Raw genomic sequence first — 19,610 nt, 5'->3', positions numbered from 1 at the left:
CGGGCGTGCATGGCGGCAGGCTAGTCGCAAGATGCGAACATAACAAGAACAACTTGACGCGCGGCGATCGGCGCTTGATGCACGGCGCATGATCTCCGTCGTCCTCGTCACGCGCGACAGCGCCGCCGTCCTGGCCCAGACCCTGGCGGCCCTGGTGCCGGCGGCGGTCGACGGCCTGGTTAAGGAGGTGATCGTCGTCGACGCCGGCTCGACCGACCCGACCCTGGAGATCGCCGACGACGCCGGGGCGCGGATCATCACCCTGGATGGCGACAACGGAACCCGGCTGGCTGCGGGCTGCGCGGCGGCGCGTGGGGCATGGATCCTGGCGGTGGCCCCGAACTTGGTTCTGCCAGAGGCCTGGCGGGGACCTGTCGAGGCCCATCTGGGTCAGGGGGGCGGCGGGTCGGTCTGGCTCGGCGAGCCCGGCTGGTGGAAGCGGCTGACGGGCGCGCCCTTGGGAGTCCTGGCGCGGCGGACGGACTATGACCGTGTCGGTGGCTTCACGGCGGGTGGACGGTCGGTCGCGACCCTCATCCGGTCGCTCAAGGCCCGACGCCTGGCGGGCTGAGGCCCACGGTCCGCCTACATGTCCAGGCGGAAGTCGATCTCGCGCGCCCCGCTGGCCACCGCGTCGAGGGTGCGGGTCTCGGCGCCCATCAGGCGGCGATAGGTCCAGTACGAGGCCATGACCTTTTCCACATAGTTGCGGGTTTCCTGGGCCGGCAGGCTCTCGATCAGCAACAGGGTCTCGCAGTCGGCGCCCAGCTGTTCCTGTACCTTGAGCAGGGTGCCCGGTCCGCCATTATAGGCCGCCACCGCGCGCAGGATGTCGTTGCTGCGCAGGCCCCGATCCATCAGCCAGGTGATGTAGTCCTGCCCGACCCGCAGGTTGAAGCCGGGTCGAGCAGCGGGCTGGTGTCGGCCAGCAGCTTGTCGTCGCCGGCCGCGCGAGCCGCAGCGATCGGCATCAGCTGCATCAGGCCCACGGCCCCGGCGCCGGAGACGGCGAAGGGGTCGAAGCGGCTTTCCTGGCGGACCAGGGCATAGACCAGGGCCTTGTCGATGGTGAAGCCGCCCTTGGGTTCCAGGGCGGGCAAGGGATAGTCCTCGCCGCCGACCCGCTTGGCGGCGCGGCCGCCATTGAACGGCGCCATGGCGTTGAGCGACAGGGTCAGGGCGGTCCAGTCGGCGCGCTTGCGGTCGTCCGAGGCCAGGGACAGGCCGGCGCGCAGCTCCTGGCCGGCCTCGGCCCAGCGACCGACCTGGGCCAGGGCGGCGGCGCGATGGGCGCGCGGCTCGGCGCTCAGCAGGCGCTTGAGCGAGGCGGCGTCGGGCCCCTGATAGCTGACCTTGGTCAGCAGGGCGGCGATCGGATCGTCCTGGGCCAGTTCGATCCCGGCTAGGGCCAGCTGGCGAGCGGCGATCATGCCGTAGAAGGTGTGCGGCGAGCGGGCGGCGGCGTTGAGCAGGTCCTCGGCGCCCAGGCTGTCGCCGGCGGCGCCGGCGGCGCGGGCGGCCCAAAAGGCGGCGGCGGCTCGCAGCCATTCGTCCTGGGAGTCATCATGGGCGACATATTCGAAATAGCCCCGGGCCTTGCCGAAGTCGCCCAGGCGATAGGAGGCCAGTCCGCCGATCCAGCGCTCGCCGGCGGCGTCGGCCAGGGTCAGGGCCTTGCGGATGTCGCCCGAATAATAGGCTTCCCGGGCCCCGCGCGACTTGTCGGCCGGGCCGGCGGTCTTGTCGGCGGCGACGAACAGGATCGGCGCCGTTGGGGCGGGGCCCTTGGCCGGTTTGCGTTTCACGGCCAGGGCGTAGATCCGATCAGCCCCGGCCTGGTCGTCATAGGCGTCGAGCCAGACGGTCAGGTCGTCATAGGTGGCCGAATAGGCGCGTGGATGCATGATCCGGCCATAGGCCAGGCGGCCGGCCAGGCTCTTGTCGCGGGTGTTGGCGAAGGCGGCCTCGGCGGCGGCGAAATCGCCGCGATCGGTGGCGGCGAAGGCGGCGCGATAATAGCGGGCGTCGCTGTCGGACAGAGGTTGGAGCCCGTCAGCCCGCGCCGGAGCGCCGAGCGCGAAAAGCAGGATGGAGGCCGAGATTACGGCCAGGAGGCGAGCGATGAGCTGCAATGCGTCTCACGCCGCTCCCGCAAGAGGAGAGCCAGCGCGTCCCCGTTCCGACTGGTCCGACAGGTCTAGTGGGGACGCTCGGGGCGATCAAGTCTTTCAGCCAGCATCAGCATGTCGATCCAGGCTTTCTTCTTGGCTGCCGGTTGTCTGAGCAGGAAGGCCGGATGCAGGGTCGGAAGGGCCGGCAGTTCCAGCGCGCCGTCGCTTGAGGTCCACTCGAACCAGCGGCCGCGCAGGGTCAGGATGCCGTCTTCCCGCTTCAGCAGGGCCTTGGCCGAGGCGCCGCCGACCAGCAGCAGCAGGCGAGGCTGGACCAGCTGGATAGCCCTCTCGACGAAGGGCGCGCAGACGGCCTGTTCCTGGGGAGTTGGCGCGCGGTTGCCGGGCGGCCGCCAGAAGACGGTGTTGGTGATCAGGGCCCGGCCCTCCAGGCCCGCGGCCTTGAGCATGCGGTCCAGCATCTGGCCGGCCGCTCCGACGAAAGGCTCGCCCTGCTGATCCTCGTCGGGACCGGGGCATTCGCCGATGATCATCAGCGGCGCGTCGGCCGGACCCCGCGAGACCACGGCCTGCCGCGCGCCCATGGACTTGAGCGGGCAGCCGTCGAAGGCGGCGATGGCGGCGGCCAGGGCGGGAAGGTCGTTGCAAAGGGCGGCCTGGGCCCGGGCCTGCTCGACGGCGGCCGTCGGATCAGGGCCACGCGAAGCGACCAGCATCGGCGCGGAAGGGACGGGCGGCGGCGGCTGGCTGCGGGCCCGCAGCAGGGCCGCGCCCTCGGCGAGTCGGTCGATCGGCTCGTCCGCATACGACGCCTCGACGCCCGCATCGGCCCAGAAGGCGAGCAGGCTTTCCACGGCGCGCGGATCGACGGCGAGGCTCATGCAGCCTTCTTAGACCGAACTTCCGCCCGTCTCCACGCTGCGACGCAACAAAAGTGGTCGGATAGTCCTTGACCATCGCCGCGTCAGGTCCTGATAAGCTTCGTCTCAAACGGCAAGAACACGGGCCGCGCGCCCGGGCGGGAGATCCCATGAGCGAAGACCTCGAACGCGAGTCGATGGAATATGACGTCGTCATCGTCGGGGGCGGCCCCGCCGGTCTGTCGGCCGCGATCCGTCTGAAACAACTGGCCGCCGAGGCCGGGACCGAGGTCTCGGTCGCGGTGCTGGAAAAGGGCTCCGAGGTCGGGGCCCATATCCTGTCGGGCGCGGTCATCGACCCCAAGGCCCTGAACGAACTGTTCCCCAACTGGAAGGCCGAGGGCGCGCCGCTCGAAACCCCGGTGACCAAGGATCGGTTCCTGGTGCTCGGGCCACAGGGCGAGGCATCCCTGCCGATGTTCGCCCTGCCGCCGTTCATGCACAACCACGGCTGCTACATCGCTTCGCTGGGCAATGTGACCCGCTGGCTGGCGACCCGGGCCGAGGAACTCGGCGTCGAGATCTATCCCGGTTTCGCCGCCTCAAGCATGGTCTGGAATGACGACGGCTCGCTCAAGGGCGTGATCGTCGGCGTGGTCGGCATCGCCAAGAGCGGCGAAAAGAAGCCCGACTACCAGCCCGGCATGGAACTGCACGGCAAGTATGTGTTCATCGCCGAGGGCGTGCGCGGCTCGCTGGCCAAGCAGCTGATCGCCAAGTTCGATCTCTCGGCCGGCAAGTCGCCGCAGAAGTACGGCATCGGCATCAAGGAACTGTGGCAGGTGCCGCCCGAAAAGCACCAGCCGGGCCTGGCCGAGCACAGCACCGGCTGGCCGCTCGACAACAATACGGCGGCGGCAGCTTCATGTACCACTTCGGCGACAACTACGTGTCGATCGGCTATGTTGTGCACCTTAACTACAAGAACCCGTGGCTGTCGCCGTTCGACGAGTTCCAGCGTTTCAAGCACCATCCCTCGGTCAAGCCGCACCTGGAAGGCGGTCGCCGCATCTCCTACGGCGCCCGGGCCATCACCGAGGGCGGCTATCAGTCGATCCCCAAGCTGACCTTCCCGGGCGGCGCGCTGATCGGCTGCTCGGCCGGTTTCGTCAACGTGCCCCGCATCAAGGGCAGCCATAACGCCATGAAGACCGGCATGCTGGCCGCCGAGCAGGCCTTCAAGGCCCTGGCCGCCGGCCGCGCCAGCGACGAACTGGTCGAATATCAGGCCGCCTTCGAGAAGAGCTGGGTCGCCAAGGAACTGAAGGTCGTCCGCAACGCCAAGCCGCTGCTGGGCAAGCTGGGCACCTTCCTGGGCGGCGCCGTCGGCATGTTCGACATGTGGTGCACCCACCTGACCGGCGGCTTCTCGTTCTTCGGCACGATGAAGCACGACAAGACCGACGCCGCCTCCACGGGCCTGGCCAAGGACTACACGCCGATCGTCTATCCCAAGCCGGACGGCGTGATCAGCTTCGACAAGCTCTCTTCTGTGTTCCTGTCGGCCACCAACCACGAGGAAGACCAGCCGGCCCACCTGACCCTGAAGGATCCGTCGATCCCGATCTCGGTCAACCTGCCCAAATATGGCGAACCGGCGCGGCTCTACTGCCCGGCGGGCGTTTATGAGGTGCTCTATAACGAGCAGGGGACGGATCCGCGCTTCCAGATCAACGCCCAGAACTGCGTCCACTGTAAGACCTGCGACATCAAGGATCCGTCGCAGAACATCGTCTGGACCACGCCCGAAGGCGGCGGCGGTCCGAACTATCCGAACATGTAGAGACCAGCCCGCGCCGGCCTTGCGGCGCGTGGCGAAACCAAAGAGGGTGGCGGCATGACGCGTTTTAAAGTCCTGCTCGCCACCCTTTCGCTTTCGGTGCTGGCCGCCTGCGCCTCGCCCCAGGGGTCTGCGCCGACCTTGCGTGGCGCTGTCGATCCCGATTTCCCCTATGCCGACACCCGGTCGACCTATGGCCAGTTCCTGGCCGGGCAGGCGGCCCTGCGCTCTGGCCGCACCCGCGACGCGGCCGGCTTCTTCGAGTCGGCGCGGGTCCTGGGCGGAGACAAGGCCGAGCTGGCGGTGCGCGAGCGCGCCTTCACCGCCGTCCTGCTGGCCGGAGATGTCGAGGCGGCGTCCCGGATGGCGCCGCGCGATGCTGAGGCCAACGAGGCCGTCCGGCGGCTGGGCGCCCTGACCCGGGTGGTCGACCTGATGGCCGACGGCAAGGGCGGCGAGGCGCGACAAATCATCAAGGCCGAGACCATCGGCTTTCCCCATCGCCAGGCGACAGCCCTGCTGGAGCCGTGGATCGCGGCGCAGGTCGGAGATGTGGCGGGCGCGATCGCCCAACCATCGCTTCAGGGTGACCGCCTCGTGCAGTATTTCGGCCAGCTCGGCCGAGCGCGGCTGCTGGAGCGCGCCGGGCGCTTCGAAGAGGCCGAGACCGACTACAAGCTGCTGACCGGGGTCAGCGCGGCGCGGGGCCTGTTCACCCTGGACTACGGCGAATTCCTAGAGCGGCGGCGTCGTTCGGCCGAGGCCGTGGCGCTCTACGACACCGCCTTGGTCCAGTCGCCTGGCGATACGGCCCTGATCCGGGCGCGGGCTCGGGCTTCGGTCCGCCGGTCGCCGCCGCCGGTCGTGACCCTCCGCCAGGGCGCGGCCCAGGTGCTGGTGGCCACGGCGGCCAGTTTCATGAACGAGCGCCAAAGCCAGTTCGGCCTGGCCTATCTGCGCCTGGCTCTACGGCTGGATCCCAAGCGAGACGACGCCTGGCTGCTGGTCGGTGACGTGCTGGCCCAGGGCGGCGACGTCGAGGCCGCTCGCGAGGCCTATGGCAAGCTGCCGCCAAGCTCGCCGCGCTATGTCGCCGCCCAAGGCAAGCTTGCCTGGAGCCTGCAGACCGAAGGCGACAAGGCCGCGGCTGTGGCCCTGGCCCAGCGGATCGCCGCCGCGGCGCCCGGCGATCGCGACGCCCAGCTGACCTATGCCGATCTGCTGCGGGCCGATGAGCGCTGGACGGAGTCTGCGGCGGTCCTCGATCCGCTGATCGCCGCCGCGGCGGCGGCCGGCAACCCGGACTGGCGGCTGCTCTACATGCGGGGCGTCGCCCTGGAGCGAGCCGGGCGCTGGCCCGAGGCCGAGCGGGATCTGAAGACCGCCCTGATCGCCAGCCCGGATGAGCCGGAGCTGCTGAACTATCTTGGCTATTCCTGGGTCGATCGCGGCGAAAACCTCGCCGAGGCCCTGCAGATGGTGCAGCGGGCCGTCGCCGCCCGGCCGGACTCCGGCGCTATGCTCGACTCCCTGGGCTGGGCCCACTATCGCCTGGGCGACTACAAGGCGGCGCTGGAGAACCTCGAGAAGGCTGTCGAGCTGGAACCGGGCGATCCGGACGTCAATGACCATCTCGGCGACGTCTTCTGGCGGTTGGGGCGGAAAGACGAGGCGCGCTTCCAGTGGACGCGGGTGCTCAGCCTGGAGCCGACCGCGACCCAGAAGGTGCTGGTCGAGACCAAGCTGAAGACTGGCCTTGGTCCGGCGGGTCCTGCGGTCGCCACCACCGTCGCGACGATTCCCTAGGCTGATCGCTTAGAAGGACAGGCCCATGCGCCTAGACGCTTTCGCCCCGGCCAAGGTCAATCTGTTCCTGCATGTCGGCGGGCCGGACGCCGAGGCCTATCATCCGGTTTCCAGCCTGATGGTCTTCGCCGATGTCGGCGACCGGATCTCGGTCCAGGCCGCCGACGCGCCGGGCTTCGAGACGACCGGCCCGTTCGGCGGAGCCATTCCGCCCGGCGACGATAACCTGGTCCTGCGCGCCGCCCAGGCCCTGAGGCAAAGGATCGGCGGTCCCCTGCCGCCGTTCCGCCTGATCCTCGACAAGGTCCTGCCTGTGGCTGCGGGGCTCGGCGGCGGCTCCAGCGACGCCGGGGCGGTACTGCGGCTGTTGCGAGACCTCCTGGCCCCGACCCTGGCCGATTCTGACTTGGAAGAGGTCGCCGCGCGCCTCGGCGCCGACGGCGCCGCCTGCCTTTGGGGCCGCCCAGTGTTGGCCGAGGGCGGGCGAGCGCCTGATGGCCGCGCCCGCGCTGCCGCCGCTCGACGCGGTGCTGGTCAATCCCCGGGTCCCGTCGGCGACCGGGGCGGTTTTATCGCGCCTATGACGCCGCCGTTCATCCGCGCGGGCCGAGCGGCCGCCGATGATCGAGGATCTGGAGTCCCCCGAAGAGGTGTGCGCCTGGCTGGCCGCGTTCACCCGCAATGATCTGCAGGACCCGGCCATCGCGCTGGAGCCAGCGATCGGCGAGGTGCTCGACCTGCTGGCCGGCGAACCCGAGAGCCTGCTCAGCCGCATGTCCGGCTCGGGCGCGACCTGTTTTTCGATCTGCGCCGGCGACATCGAGGCCGAGGGCCTGGCCGAGCGCCTGGAGTCGATGCGGCCCGACTGGTGGGTCCGCCGCTGCCGGCTGGGCGGACCGTTTCTCTGAACCAGGCCTGGCGGTAGGGCGCGCTCCAGCCAAGGCCCGAGCCGTCCTGCCCTGGCCTTCCCCGTCTCTGTTCGGCCATCGCCAAACAAAAAGGCGCGGAAGCCGAAGCTTCCGCGCCCTCTGTCCTCGAACCTGACCCCAGACTAGCTGTGGTAGGCGCGTTCGCCGTGTTCAGAGATATCCAGGCCTTCTTCCTCGGCGTCGGGCGACGCCTTGAGGCCGATGACCAGCTTGATCACCATGAAGACGATGATGCTGGCGACCAGCGACCAGACGACGGTGACGCCGACGGCCTTCAGTTGGGCCATCATCTGCACGCCCATGTCATAGACAGCCGTGTCGCAGGTCGACAGGTCGCCGTCCTTGCCGCAGCTGGTGTAGTCGACGACGCCAGCGCCGCCCCAGGCGGGGTTGACCAGCAGGCCGGTGCCCAGGGCGCCGACGATGCCGCCGATGCCGTGGATGCCGAAGGCGTCCAGGCTGTCATCGTACTTCAGCGCGTTCTTCACGACCGAGCAGAAGAAGATGCAGATCGGCGAGACGACCAGACCCAGGATCACCGCGCCCATCGGGCCGGCGAAACCGGCGGCCGGGGTGACGGCGACCAGACCGGCCACGACGCCCGAAGCCAGGCCCAGGGCCGACGGCTTCTTCTTGGTGACCCACTCGACGACGATCCAGGACAGACCCGCGGCGGCGGTGGCCACGAAGGTGTTGATCATCGCCAGCGAGGCGTAGCCGTTGGATTCCAGGTTGGAGCCGGCGTTGAAGCCGAACCAGCCCACCCACAGCAGACCGGCGCCCACGAGGGTCAGGGTCAGCGAGTGGGGCGGCATCGGTTCCTTACCGAAGCCCTGACGCTTGCCGACGATCACGGCGCCGACGAGGGCGGCGATACCGGCATTGATGTGCACGACAGTGCCACCGGCGAAGTCCAGGGCGCCGAAGCTCCAGATCAGGCCCGACTGGATCTTCTCGGTCGGGTTCAGAGCCACGACGTCAGGACCCGACCACCACCAGACCATGTGGGCCATCGGATAGTAGGAGAGCAGGGGCCACAGCACCGCGAAGGCGACGATGGCGGCGAACTTCATGCGCTCGACCAAGGCGCCGACCACGAGGGCGGCGGTGATGGCGGCGAAGGTCGCCTGGAACGAGATGAAGGTCAGTTCGGGGATCACCACGCCGGTCGAGAAGGTCGCGACATTGCTGGCGGGCGTGACGCCCTTGAGGAACAGTCGGCTCAAACCGCCGACAAAGCTGTCCCAGCTGCCGCCGTCGGTGAACGCGAAGCTGTAGCCCCACAGCACCCAGGCGACGAAGCCGATGATGGCGACGGTCGAGACCTGCATCATCACCGACAGCATGTTCTTGGAGCGGACCAGGCCGCCGTAGAACAGGGCCAGGCCCGGCAGGATCATCAGCAGGACCAGGACGGTCGAGGTCAGCATCCAGGCGTTGTCGCCCTTGTCCATCTTGTCTTCGATGGTCGGCGCGGCGGCGGCCGGAGCCGCTTCGGCGGGCGCGGCGGCGGGAGCCGGCGCGGCCTCGGCCGGGGCGGCGGCGACCGCGGGCGCGGCCTCCTGGGCGAAGGCGACGACCCCGATCGGGGCCCCCGCCAGTGTCGCGGCGAGCAGCAGCCCGGCCAGCGGTTTGAACATGGATTTCATCGTTGGTATCCCCTTTTCCCCGATGATGATCAGAGTGCGGCCGGGCCGGTTTCACCGGTCCGGATGCGAACGGCGTCTTCGACGTTCAGGACGAAGATCTTGCCGTCGCCGATCTTGCCCGTCGCCGCGGCGGCCTTGACCGCCTCGACCGCCTTGGCCGCGGACGCATCGTCGACCACCGCTTCCAGCTTCACTTTCGGCACGAAATTCACTTGGTATTCCGCGCCGCGATAGATTTCGGTCTGGCCTTTCTGGCGGCCGTAGCCCTTGACTTCCGACACCGTCAGCCCCTCGACGCCGGCGGCGACCAGCGCCTCGCGGACTTCGTCGAGCTTGAAGGGTTTGACGATCGCTATGATCAGTTTCATCCGCCTTGCTCCGGCCCGCCGCGAAGGCGGGCTTCCCTTGTTTGGTTGAAAGAGCGGTTTCGCTCACTCGATCACCGCGACGCCGCCAATCCGCGGCCGCGTCGTTTCCCCGGCAAGGGCCACGCTATCGGCGACCCCGTCCTCATGCTGCGATGCGGCAAGGTTTTGGAAAGGAAAGCGGCGGCGCGCCCGGATTCCAGGCAAGGGTGAGCGCCGATGCCCAAATATTCCGCATTTTGCCGTGACGACGGGGGCGAGCGGCGGTTTGTCGGCAACCGGTTACATTCGCCGACTTGCTGGCTCAAACCGACCGAAGGCCCATGACCTCAGGCCCAAACTCGCGCTCTGGGAGCGGCTGACCGCCTCGACCGTCTTCATGCGCTCGCCTGGTGCGGCCATCTCAAGCACCGCACCGGGGACCTGCCTCTGGTTGTTCTGGCCAGCGGGTTTATCGAACTTCCAGAATACATGTTCGCCGTGACCGCCGACCGGGCCGGCGCGGGCAGCTATTCCACAGCACAGCTCAAGTCCGGCCATGATGCGATTACGCACATCCCCTTCTCATTGGTATTCCACTTCTATCTTGGCGAGGCGATGAAGTATTATGCCCTGCTCGAATTTGTGATGATTGTGGCGAGGACGGGGCGGATTTTCTTCTCGAAGCAGAAATCTCGAAAATCACGAACCCGTGATCTGGAGCAACTGATCGCGGTCCCAAGCGTAATCGTGGCCTGGATTTCAAAAGGATCAAGCCATGTACATGACGCGATTTCTGACGGCCGCGGCCGCCCTGGCCCTGATGTCCGGCGCCGCGATGGCCCAATCGGCCGCGCCCGCCGCCTCGACCTCGCCCGCCGCCGTCGCGCCCGTCGCAGCTAAGGGTGATCTTATCGAGACCGCCAAGGCGTCTGGTCAGCTGACCACCTTCGTCAAGGCGATCGATGCGGCCAACCTGACCAGCGTGCTGAAGACCAATCCCAATCTCACGGTTTTCGCCCCGACCGACGCGGCCTTCGCCGCCCTGCCGGCCGGTGAGCTGGATCGGCTGATGAAGGATCCGACCGCCCTGCAGAAGGTGCTGACCTATCACGTGATCAACGCCCGGGTGGACAGCAGCAAGATCATCGGCAGCAAGGGTCCGGTGAAGACCGTCGAGGGCGACAGCGTCGTGCTGGACGGCAGCGGCGCCACGGCCATGGTCGACGGCGCCCGGATCACCCAGGCCGATGTCATGGCCACCAACGGCGTGCTGCACCTGGTCGACAAGGTGCTGATGCCGGGGGCCATGGCCCAGGCCGCCGCGGCCATCGACACGGCGACCAGCGCCGATGTCTCGGCGAACACCACGACCGCCGCCGCCACGGCCGTGCCGGGGGCGACGGACTCCGCGCCGATGGGCGCGGCGATGATGGACGGGGCCACGACCACGCCTTCGGCCTCGACGGCGGCGGTGGACACCACGGCCGCGACGCCGGTGTCCTCGATGTCGTCTGACGCCCAGGCGGGCCTCAAGGCCGGCGACCCCAATGTCACCTCCAACGCGCCGGTGGCCGATACCCCGGAGAACCGCGCCAAGTACGGCAAGCCGGTGTCGAACGCCGGCAAGCGCTCGGCGGCCAAGGGCAACTAGGCCCTTACCCGAACGCGGCTTGAAGCACAGGTCGGCGGGCCCTATGGTCCGCCGACTTTTTTCTGGCCCCGTCTGGACCCATGTCGCGCCCTAAACCCAAGTCTTTCCAGAGCCTGATCCTGACGCTCCATGAGTACTGGAGCAGCAAGGGCTGCATCATCCTGCAGCCGCATGACGTCGAGGTGGGGGCAGGGACCCTGCACCCGGCCACGGTGCTGCGCGCCCTCGGCCCCAAGCCGTGGAACGCGGCCTATGTGCAGCCCTCGCGCCGTCCGGGCGACGGCCGCTATGGCGAGAACCCCAACCGCCTGCAGCACTATTACCAGTACCAGGTGATCCTGAAGCCCAACCCGGCCGACATGCAGGACCTGTATCTGGGCTCGCTGGAGGCCATCGGCCTGGACCTGCGCACCCACGACATCCGCTTCGTCGAGGACGACTGGGAAAACCCCACGGTCGGGGCCTGGGGCCTGGGCTGGGAGGTCTGGTGCGACGGCATGGAAGTCAGCCAGTACACCTATTTCCAGCAGGTCGGCGGCCTGGACGTCTCGCCGGTGGCCGGCGAACTGACCTATGGCCTCGAGCGCCTGGCCATGTACGTATTCAACGTCGACAACGTCTATGACCTGCCGTTCAATGATCCTGACTCGCCGCTCGGCGCCACGACCTATGGCGACGTGTTCCTCGAGAACGAGCGCCAGCAGTCGCAGGCCAATTTCCACGGCTATGACGTGGCCGTGCTCAAGGGCCAATTCGAGGACATGGAACGTCAGGTTCCGCTGATGCTGGCCCGCGACTATCAGGGCAAGTCCCTGGTCCTGCCGGCCTATGACATGGTCCTCAAGGCCAGCCACCTGTTCAACCTGATGAACGCCCGCGGCGCGATCGCCGTCGCCGAGCGCGCCAGCTACATCGGCCGGATCCGCGACCTTTGTAAGATGTGCGCCTCCGAGTGGGTGAAGCAGCAGGAAGCCGCGTAGAGTCGATGCCCCAACTCCTTCTCGAACTGTTCTCCGAAGAAATCCCCGCCCGCATGCAGGCCGGCGCCGCGCGCGACCTGGAGCGGATGGCGCGCGAGCATCTGGCCGCCGCCGGCTTCCTGCCCGAGGCGCTGAAGACCTTCGCCGGCCCGCGCCGCCTGACCCTGGTGGTCGAGGGGCTTCCGATCGCCCAGGCCGACCGCAAGGAAGAGTTGAAGGGCCCGCGCGTCGGCGCCCCGCCGCAAGCGATGGAAGGCTTCCTGCGCAAGGCGGGCCTGACCCAGGACCAGCTGGTCGAGCGCGACCGCGTCTGGATGGCCTTCATCGAGAAGACCGGCCGCGCCACGCCCGAGATCATCGCCGAGATGGTCGAGGCCATCGTCCGCGGCTTCCCCTGGCCCAAGTCGATGACCTGGGGCAGCGGCAAGCTGCGCTGGGTGCGGCCGTTGAAGTCGATCCTCTGCGTCTTTGACCGCGAGATCGTGCCGTTCAGCATTGACGGCGTCGTCAGCGGCGACAGCTCAGAAGGCCATCGCTTCATGCGCGCCGGGCCCGGCTGGGGCGGCCAGGCCTTCAAGGCCCGCGACTTCGACGACTATGCCAAGGGCCTGGCGGACCACTTCGTCGTGCTCGACGTCGAGGAGCGCAAGGCGCGCATCCTCGAGGGCTGCAAGACCCTGTGCTTCGCGCGCAATCTGGAACTGGTCGAGGATCAGGGCCTGCTCGACGAGGTCGCCGGCCTGGCCGAATGGCCGAGCCCGGTGCTGGGCGACATGGACCCGGCCTTCCTCGACCTGCCGGCCGAGGTGATCCGCACCTCGATGCGCACCCACCAGAAGTATTTCGCTGTCCGCGATCCGGCCACCGGCGGCCTGGCCCCGCACTTCATCACCATCGCCAACATCCAGGCGGCCGACGGCGGCAAGGTGATCGCCGAGGGCAACGCCAAGGTGCTGAGCTCGCGCCTGTCCGACGCCCGGTTCTTCTGGGACGAGGACGTCAAGGTCGGGTTCGAGGCCTGGCTGGCCAAGCTGGACGGCGTGACCTTCCACGCCAAGCTGGGCACCATGGCGCAGCGTGTCGAGCGCATCGTCGCCCTGGCCGGCGAGATCGCGCCCCTGGTCGGCGCCGATGTGGGCAAGGCCAAGGAGGCCGCGCGCCTGGCCAAGGCCGACCTGACCTCGGAAATGGTCGGCGAGTTCCCCGAACTGCAGGGGATCATGGGCGGCTACTATGCCCGCGCCGCCGGCATGGACCCCGAGATCGCCGACGCCATCCGCGACCACTATCGTCCGCAGGGCCCCGGCGACGCGGTTCCGACCGCGCCGGTCACGGTGGCCGTGGCCCTGGCCGACAAGCTGGATACGCTGGTCGGGTTCTTCGCTATCGACGAGAAGCCGACAGGGTCGAAGGATCCCTTCGCGCTGCGGCGGGCGGCGTTGGGGGTGATCCGGACGATTCTTGAGGCCAAGAAGAAGGTCAACATTCGCTTCTTGGCAGTCGAGCATGCAAAGCTGCTGCTGGGTTCGGACTATCTAGCCGTCTCAGGCAAGATCAACGCGCTCATGGTGTTCCTCGAGGATCGGTTGTCGGTGCTCTTGCGCGATGAAGGCAACAAGCACGACGTAATCTCGGCAGCTTTTGCAACGATCGATACCACTGCGTTCTTCCTCGACGATCTGGTCGCCCGGGTCGAGGCGCTGGACGGCTTCCTGAAGACCGACGACGGCAAGACCCTGATGGCCGGTTACAAGCGCGCCTCCAACATCCTCAAGGCCGAGGAGAAGAAGGGCTGGAAGGCCGAGGGACCGCGCGGCCTGCTCGACGACGCCTCGGCCCCGGAAGTGGCCCTCAGCGACGCCCTGCGCATGGTCGAGCCGGCCCTGGACGCGGCCCTGGCGGCCGAGGACTTCACCGCCGCCATGCAGGAACTGGCCGGGCTGCGCGGCCCGGTCGACGCCTTCCTCGACGGGGTGTTTGTCAATTCCGAGGTCCCGGCCGAACGCGACAATCGGTTGAAGACCCTGGCCGCTGTGCGGGATGCGATGGGCCGCGTGGCCGATTTCGGTCTGGTGGCGGGGTAGGGGCTTAATTCCCGTATCCTTGCCCGTAGCCAAACTCCGTCATCCCGGGGCTTGTCCCCGGGACCCATCGTGCCGCCGCAGGTGCGGAAGAAGGCGGCTTAAAGCGGCACAGTTGAGCCATGGGTCCCGGGAACAAGTCCCGGGATGACGGACTTAAAACTGGCGTGGCACCGGGGTCCAGTTGATCAGGTCGTCGTAAAGATCGTCCCAATGGGGATTATCGCGCTCAAGCAGATTGATCTTCCACTGCCTCGGCCATTATTTCATCGTTATTTCGCGTTGGATCGCGACGGTCATGACTTCGTGGGTTTCGTACCAAACTAAACGGGTTAGCCCGTAACGTTTGGTGAAACCCTTGTAATAGCCTTCACGGTGTTCAACGAGCCGAGTTCGAACCGGCTGCTCACGCCGATGTAGAGCGCGCCATAGGGGCGGTTGGTCATCATATAGACGGCAATTGATGCATCTCTCGGGACCATCTGACAACAATACCCGCATGGAGGGTATTTTCTACCCCTTCGCCTCCAGCGCCGCCTGGATCCCGCCGATCAGGCGCTCGGCGTTGATCGGCTTGGCGATGTGGACGTCGGCGCCGGCCTCGAGGGCGTCCTGGCGGTGCTGGTCCATGGCGTTGGCGCTGAGCATGGCGATCGGGGTGCGGGGCGCGCCGGTGGCGGCTTCATAGGCCCGCAGGGCTTGAGTGGCCGCTAGCCCGTCCATGTGGGGCATCTGCATATCCATCAGCACAAGGTCGAAGCGCGCGCTCTGGAAGGCCTCCAACGCCTGGACGCCGTCCTCGACGACGGTGACCTCGGCGCCATAGGGGCTGAGCAGCAGCTGCACCACGCGCTGGTTGACGGGATGGTCTTCGGCCAGCAGCACCCGCAGAGGCTGGTCGGTGTGGAGGTCGGGCGTCGAGATCGCCGTGTCCGAGACCGTCGGCGCGGCTGTCAGAGGCAGGGAGGCGGTGAAGCGGCTGCCATGGTTGGGTCGTGACCAGGCGGTGATCTCGCCGCCCATCATCTCGACCAGGGCCTTGCAGATCGACAGGCCCAGGCCCGAGCCGCCGAACCGTCGGGTGATGGTGGTGTCGGCCTGGCTGAAGCGCTGGAACAGGCCGGCGGCGAACGGGGCGTCGAAGCCGACGCCGGTGTCCTCGACGCACAGGTCCAGGCGAGGTGTCGCGCCGCCGTGGTGGACGGCGACCCGGACCCTGACCTCGCCCTGCTCGGTGAACTTCACCGCGTTGGACAACAGGTTGCCCAGCACCTGCTTGATCCGGGTGATGTCGCCGACGAAGGCCGCGTCGTCGGCGACGTGCTCGACCCTGAAGTCCAGGCCCTTGGCCTCCGCGCGCAGTCGGTGCGTCTCGAGTAGACCATCGATCTCGTGGCGAAGATTGAAGACCAGGGCCTCCAGCTCGACCTGCCCGGCCTCGATTCGGGAAACGTCCAGGATGTCGGAGACCAGGCGTTCCAGTGTCACGCCGGAACTTTCGATCATCCGGACGATCTCATGCTGAGCCGGGGTCAGCTCGGTCTGCCGAAGGGCGGCGGTCAGGCCGATGACGCCGTTCAGCGGGGTGCGGATTTCGTGACTGATATTGGCCAGGAAGTCGCTCTTGGCCTGGCTGGCGGTTTCGGCCGCCTCCTGGGCCGCCTTGATCGCGGCCTCGGCCGCCAGGCGCTCGGTGACGTCGCGCGCCACCCCATAGACCTTGTCGCCCACACGACGGGCCCGCCATTCCAGGTGACGATAGCCGCCGTCCTTGTGACGGTAGCGGTTGATGAAGCCAAGGACCTGATCCTCGGTCACCATCCTCTCCATGTGGCCCTGGGTGGCGGCGACATCATCGGGATGGACCAGGGGCAGCAGGGCCGCCCCCTCCAGGTCGGCGGCCGAATAACCGAGCACCGTTTCCCACGTGCGGTTCACGCGGGTGAAGTTGAGGGCCATGTCACGAATACAGAGGAGGTCCAGCGACACATCGAAGAAGCTGGCCAGATCGCCGGCGAGGTTCATCTCGAGATCGGCGCCTGTCGAGGCGGCGGGGTCGGGCCGGGTCGCGGCGGTGCTCATGGGCCAAATCGATTCCATAGGACGCAACTGACGCGACTATGACGCAAAGGGGCTTAACCATGCGTAGTCAAAATGTCGCGGCGATAGGGGTTTCAATTCGACGGGGATCCGCGTCGGAAGGCGATTCCGTCGCTGCGCCGCGGTGGGACGCGAGCCCGTCGGCGCGGATATTGGAAATATTTCCCAAGATTGCTCCCAAGCGCGCCGATCCTAAAGCGCCGGTGGACGGCTTCTTCGCCAAAGTGCTAGTGAACGCTCCGGATTTTGCAGTGCGGGATGGTCGTCCACGGACCATGTCCCAGGTCGGAACGTTCCCATCAGAGGCGCGGGCGGCCAGTTTTCACTTATCGCAGGGTGATCTTGAAATGCCGGTTGAAACGATGACCAAGACTCGTTGGGTCTATTCGTTCGGAGGCGGCGGCGCCGATGGCGACGCTTCGATGAAGAATCTGCTGGGTGGCAAGGGCGCCAACCTGGCCGAGATGTCGTCCCTGGGCCTGCCGGTCCCGCCGGGCTTCACGGTCACGACCGAGGCCTGCGTGCACTATTACGCCAACGGCAAGCAGTATCCGGCGGAGCTGGCGGCTCAGGTCGCGGCCGGCCTGGCCAAGGTCGAGCAGATCACCGGCAAGACCTTCGGCGACGTCGCCAACCCGCTGCTGGTCTCGGTGCGTTCCGGCGCCCGGGCCTCGATGCCGGGCATGATGGACACCGTGCTGAACCTGGGCCTCAACGACGAGACCGTCGAGGGCCTCGCCGTGCTCTCGGGCGACCGTCGCTTCGCCTATGACAGCTATCGCCGCTTCATCCAGATGTACTCCAATGTCGTGCTCGATCTGGAGCACCACATGTTCGAGGAGATCCTCGATGACCACAAGGATCGGCTCGACATCCATGTCGACACCGGCCTGACGGCCGACGACTGGGCCGCGGTGATCAAGGACTACAAGGCCGCCGTGCTGGAACAGCTGGGCAAGCCCTTCCCGCAGGACGCTCAGGAGCAGCTCTGGGGCGCCGTGGGCGCGGTGTTCGCCAGCTGGATGAACGACCGGGCCAAGTTCTATCGCCGCATGCACGACATCCCCGAGGCCTGGGGCACCGCCGTCAATATTCAGTCGATGGTGTTTGGCAATATGGGCGAGACCTCGGCGACGGGCGTGGCCTTCACGCGCAATCCGTCCAATGGCGACAACCGCCTCTATGGCGAGTTCCTGATCAACGCCCAGGGCGAAGACGTGGTGGCCGGCATTCGCACGCCCCAGTCCCTGACCAAGGCGGCCCGTGAGGAGATGGGCGACCAGACCCCCTCGATGGAAGAGGCGATGCCGGTGGTGTTCGCCCAGTTCAAGTCGGTGGTCGAGACGCTGGAGCGTCACTATCGCGACATGCAGGACATCGAGTTCACGGTCGAGCAGGGCGTGCTCTACATGCTGCAGACCCGTAACGGCAAACGCACCGCCAAGGCGGCGTTGAAGATCGCCGTCGACATGGCCGCCGAGGGCGTGATCTCGCGCGAGGAAGCCATCGGTCGGGTCGAGCCGGGCTCGCTGGATCAGCTTCTGCACCCGACCATCGACCCGTCGGCCGAGCGTGACGTGATCGCCGTCGGCCTGCCGGCCTCGCCCGGGGCTGCGACCGGCAAGATCGTCTTCGACAGCGACGCCGCCGAAAAGGCCGCCGCCGCCGGCGAGGCCGTGATCCTGGTGCGCGAAGAGACCTCGCCGGAAGACATCCACGGCATGCACGCCGCTCGCGGCATCATCACCGCCCGCGGCGGCATGACCAGCCACGCCGCCGTGGTGGCGCGCGGCATGGGCCGGGCCTGCGTCTCGGGCGCCGGCGACGTCGGCATCTTCCCCAAGGAAGGCCTGTTCCGGGTGCGCGGACGCGAGTTCAAGGCCGGCGAGACGATCACCATCGACGGCTCCACCGGCGAGATCCTGGTCGGCGCGCCCAAGATGATCGAGCCCGAACTGACCGGCGACTTCGCCACCCTGATGGTCTGGGCCGACGGCGTGCGCCGCCTGAAGGTCCGCGCCAACGCCGAGACCCCGCTGGACGCTCAGACCGCCCGCGGGTTCGGCGCCGAGGGCATCGGCCTGTGCCGCACCGAGCACATGTTCTTCGACGACACCCGGATCGCCGCCGTGCGCGAAATGATCCTGGCCGACGACGAGAAGGGCCGCCGCGCCGCCCTGGCCAAGATCGCGCCCTTCCAGAAGGCCGACTTCGTCGAGCTGTTCACGATCATGGAAGGCCTGCCGGTCACCATCCGTCTGCTCGACCCGCCGCTGCACGAGTTCCTGCCCCACACCGAGGAAGACGTCGCGGCCGTCGCCCTGGCTACCGGCCTGGACGCCGACAAGCTGATGCGCCGGGCCAAGGAGCTGCACGAGACCAATCCCATGCTCGGCCATCGCGGCTGCCGCCTGGGGGTCTCCTATCCCGAGATCTACGAGATGCAGGTGCGGGCGATCATCGAGGCCGCCTGCGAGATCGCCAAGTCGGGCAAGGCCGCGCCGGTTCCGGAAATCATGCATCCCCTCGTCGCCAAGGGCGAGGAGATGAAATATCTGCGCGACCTGACCGACCGCACCGCCAAGGCGGTGTTGGAAGAGCAGGGGATCACCATCGAATACACGGTCGGCACGATGATCGAGCTGCCCCGCGCCGCCCTGCGGGCCGGCGACCTGGCCGCCAATGCCGAGTTCTTCAGCTTCGGCACCAACGACCTGACCCAGACAACCTTCGGCATCAGCCGCGACGACGCCGGTAAGTTCCTGGGGCCTATATCGACAAGGGCATCTTCGACAAGGACCCCTTCGTCAGCCTCGACCAGGAAGGCGTCGGCGACCTGATCCGCATCGCCGCCGAACGGGGCCGCGCGGCGCGTCCGGGCATCAAGATGGGCATCTGCGGCGAGCATGGCGGCGATCCCGCCTCGATCGCCTTCTGCGAAAGCGTCGGTCTCGACTACGTGTCCTGCTCGCCCTATCGCGTGCCGATCGCCCGCCTTGCGGCGGCGCAGGCGGCCCTGGCCCGCAAATAGCTCCAGGCCTTCACGGCGACAATCAGGGGCGGTCACCGGACAGGTGGCCGCCCCTTTTGCGTTGTCCGGCGACGTCCGCCCTCCCAACCGGATATTTGACGGTTAACCTTTGTCACGCGCTCAGGCTAAGCTTGGCCATCCCCGCGACAGTCGGGGCGACATGAGGGAGAAGACGATGCGGGTGATGATGATGGCGGCGGCGAT

At 67.6% G+C, this 19,610-nt stretch carries 12 protein-coding genes and 4 pseudogenes; 9 read left to right on the top strand and 7 right to left on the bottom strand.

Annotation, left to right across the window (positions count from 1 at the left end):
- Window positions 1-88 precede the first annotated feature (88 nt).
- Entirely contained in the window at window positions 89-571 is a 483-nt protein-coding gene (locus CSW58_RS00075; RefSeq protein ID WP_099445822.1) for a glycosyltransferase, read from the top strand.
- Window positions 572-585: 14 nt separating this feature from the next.
- Here CSW58_RS00075 and CSW58_RS14505 read toward each other — a convergent pair whose 3' ends face one another.
- From CSW58_RS14505 to CSW58_RS00065, 3 genes are all read right to left on the bottom strand, one after another.
- Entirely contained in the window at window positions 586-858 is a 273-nt protein-coding gene (locus CSW58_RS14505) for a hypothetical protein (protein WP_236627545.1), read from the bottom strand.
- Window positions 858-2,132 carry a lytic transglycosylase domain-containing protein gene (locus CSW58_RS00070; protein WP_236627544.1) on the bottom strand — a complete coding sequence of 425 codons (1,275 nt, stop codon included), beginning with the start codon at window positions 2,130-2,132 and terminating at the stop codon, window positions 858-860. Before CSW58_RS00070 ends, CSW58_RS14505 begins: the two co-directional genes overlap by 1 nt.
- 65 nt (window positions 2,133-2,197) lie before the next feature.
- On the bottom strand, window positions 2,198-3,013 hold the full coding sequence (locus CSW58_RS00065; protein ID WP_099445821.1) for a uracil-DNA glycosylase: 816 nt from the start codon (window positions 3,011-3,013) through the stop codon (window positions 2,198-2,200).
- Window positions 3,014-3,162: 149 nt separating this feature from the next.
- Between CSW58_RS00065 and CSW58_RS00060 the strand changes: the two are divergent.
- The 3 genes and pseudogenes from CSW58_RS00060 (at window position 3,163) to CSW58_RS00050 (ending at window position 7,546) form a co-directional block, all read left to right on the top strand.
- Window positions 3,163-4,835 (top strand): annotated as a pseudogene (locus CSW58_RS00060) (electron transfer flavoprotein-ubiquinone oxidoreductase).
- A gap of 54 nt (window positions 4,836-4,889) precedes the next feature.
- Entirely contained in the window at window positions 4,890-6,638 is a 1,749-nt protein-coding gene (locus CSW58_RS00055) for a tetratricopeptide repeat protein (protein WP_099445820.1), read from the top strand.
- 25 nt (window positions 6,639-6,663) lie between these two features.
- Window positions 6,664-7,546: pseudogene (locus CSW58_RS00050) on the top strand (4-(cytidine 5'-diphospho)-2-C-methyl-D-erythritol kinase).
- A 143-nt stretch (window positions 7,547-7,689) separates the two neighbouring features.
- On the opposite strand, the gene CSW58_RS00045 reads toward CSW58_RS00050, so the two are convergent.
- Both CSW58_RS00045 and CSW58_RS00040 read right to left on the bottom strand, forming a co-directional pair.
- Window positions 7,690-9,216, bottom strand: coding sequence for an ammonium transporter (locus CSW58_RS00045; RefSeq protein ID WP_099445819.1), 1,527 nt, complete (start codon window positions 9,214-9,216; stop codon window positions 7,690-7,692).
- A gap of 29 nt (window positions 9,217-9,245) precedes the next feature.
- Complete coding sequence (locus tag CSW58_RS00040; protein ID WP_099445818.1) at window positions 9,246-9,584, bottom strand: P-II family nitrogen regulator; 339 nt, start codon at window positions 9,582-9,584, stop codon at window positions 9,246-9,248.
- Window positions 9,585-9,929: 345 nt separating this feature from the next.
- Here CSW58_RS00040 and CSW58_RS14500 point away from each other — a divergent pair, with 345 nt between their 5' ends.
- The 4 genes from CSW58_RS14500 to glyS all read left to right on the top strand — a co-directional run bounded on the left by CSW58_RS14500 (window position 9,930) and on the right by glyS (window position 14,278).
- Entirely contained in the window at window positions 9,930-10,463 is a 534-nt protein-coding gene (locus CSW58_RS14500) for a DMT family protein (protein ID WP_369825044.1), read from the top strand.
- Window positions 10,384-11,214, top strand: a complete 831-nt coding sequence (locus CSW58_RS14235; protein WP_236627543.1) for a fasciclin domain-containing protein — start codon at window positions 10,384-10,386, stop codon at window positions 11,212-11,214. Before CSW58_RS14500 ends, CSW58_RS14235 begins: the two co-directional genes overlap by 80 nt.
- Before the next feature lie 80 nt (window positions 11,215-11,294).
- A complete protein-coding gene (locus tag CSW58_RS00025) occupies window positions 11,295-12,194 on the top strand; it encodes a glycine--tRNA ligase subunit alpha (protein ID WP_099445817.1) in 900 nt (299 codons plus the stop codon).
- Window positions 12,195-12,199: 5 nt separating this feature from the next.
- Complete coding sequence (gene glyS, locus CSW58_RS00020) at window positions 12,200-14,278, top strand: glycine--tRNA ligase subunit beta (RefSeq protein ID WP_099445816.1); 2,079 nt, start codon at window positions 12,200-12,202, stop codon at window positions 14,276-14,278.
- A 153-nt stretch (window positions 14,279-14,431) separates the two neighbouring features.
- Here glyS and CSW58_RS00015 read toward each other — a convergent pair.
- Window positions 14,432-14,757, bottom strand: a pseudogene (locus CSW58_RS00015) (GIY-YIG nuclease family protein).
- Window positions 14,758-14,788: 31 nt separating this feature from the next.
- Window positions 14,789-16,357, bottom strand: coding sequence for a response regulator (locus CSW58_RS00010; protein ID WP_236627542.1), 1,569 nt, complete (start codon window positions 16,355-16,357; stop codon window positions 14,789-14,791).
- Window positions 16,358-16,722: 365 nt separating this feature from the next.
- On the opposite strand from CSW58_RS00010, the pseudogene ppdK reads away from it, so the two are divergent.
- Window positions 16,723-19,406: pseudogene (gene ppdK / locus CSW58_RS00005) on the top strand (pyruvate, phosphate dikinase).
- Window positions 19,407-19,610: the final 204 nt, after the last annotated feature.

This window comes from Caulobacter sp. B11, from assembly GCF_002737765.1.
Taxonomy (GTDB): Bacteria; Pseudomonadota; Alphaproteobacteria; order Caulobacterales; family Caulobacteraceae; genus Caulobacter.
This window is presented reverse-complemented; position numbering and strand designations above follow the sequence as displayed.

What these genes read in the sequence shown, in the direction of transcription:
- CSW58_RS00075 (WP_099445822.1), top strand. Translation starts at nt 89, where the DNA reads ATGATCTCCGTCGTCCTCGTCACGCGCGACAGCGCCGCCGTCCTGGCC.
- CSW58_RS14505 (WP_236627545.1), bottom strand. Translation starts at nt 858, where the DNA reads ATGGATCGGGGCCTGCGCAGCAACGACATCCTGCGCGCGGTGGCGGCC.
- CSW58_RS00065 (WP_099445821.1), bottom strand. Translation starts at nt 3,013, where the DNA reads ATGAGCCTCGCCGTCGATCCGCGCGCCGTGGAAAGCCTGCTCGCCTTC.
- CSW58_RS00055 (WP_099445820.1), top strand. Translation starts at nt 4,890, where the DNA reads ATGACGCGTTTTAAAGTCCTGCTCGCCACCCTTTCGCTTTCGGTGCTG.
- CSW58_RS00045 (WP_099445819.1), bottom strand. Translation starts at nt 9,216, where the DNA reads ATGAAATCCATGTTCAAACCGCTGGCCGGGCTGCTGCTCGCCGCGACA.
- CSW58_RS00040 (WP_099445818.1), bottom strand. Translation starts at nt 9,584, where the DNA reads ATGAAACTGATCATAGCGATCGTCAAACCCTTCAAGCTCGACGAAGTC.
- CSW58_RS14235 (WP_236627543.1), top strand. Translation starts at nt 10,384, where the DNA reads ATGTCCGGCGCCGCGATGGCCCAATCGGCCGCGCCCGCCGCCTCGACC.
- CSW58_RS00025 (WP_099445817.1), top strand. Translation starts at nt 11,295, where the DNA reads ATGTCGCGCCCTAAACCCAAGTCTTTCCAGAGCCTGATCCTGACGCTC.
- glyS (WP_099445816.1), top strand. Translation starts at nt 12,200, where the DNA reads ATGCCCCAACTCCTTCTCGAACTGTTCTCCGAAGAAATCCCCGCCCGC.
- CSW58_RS00010 (WP_236627542.1), bottom strand. Translation starts at nt 16,357, where the DNA reads ATGAGCACCGCCGCGACCCGGCCCGACCCCGCCGCCTCGACAGGCGCC.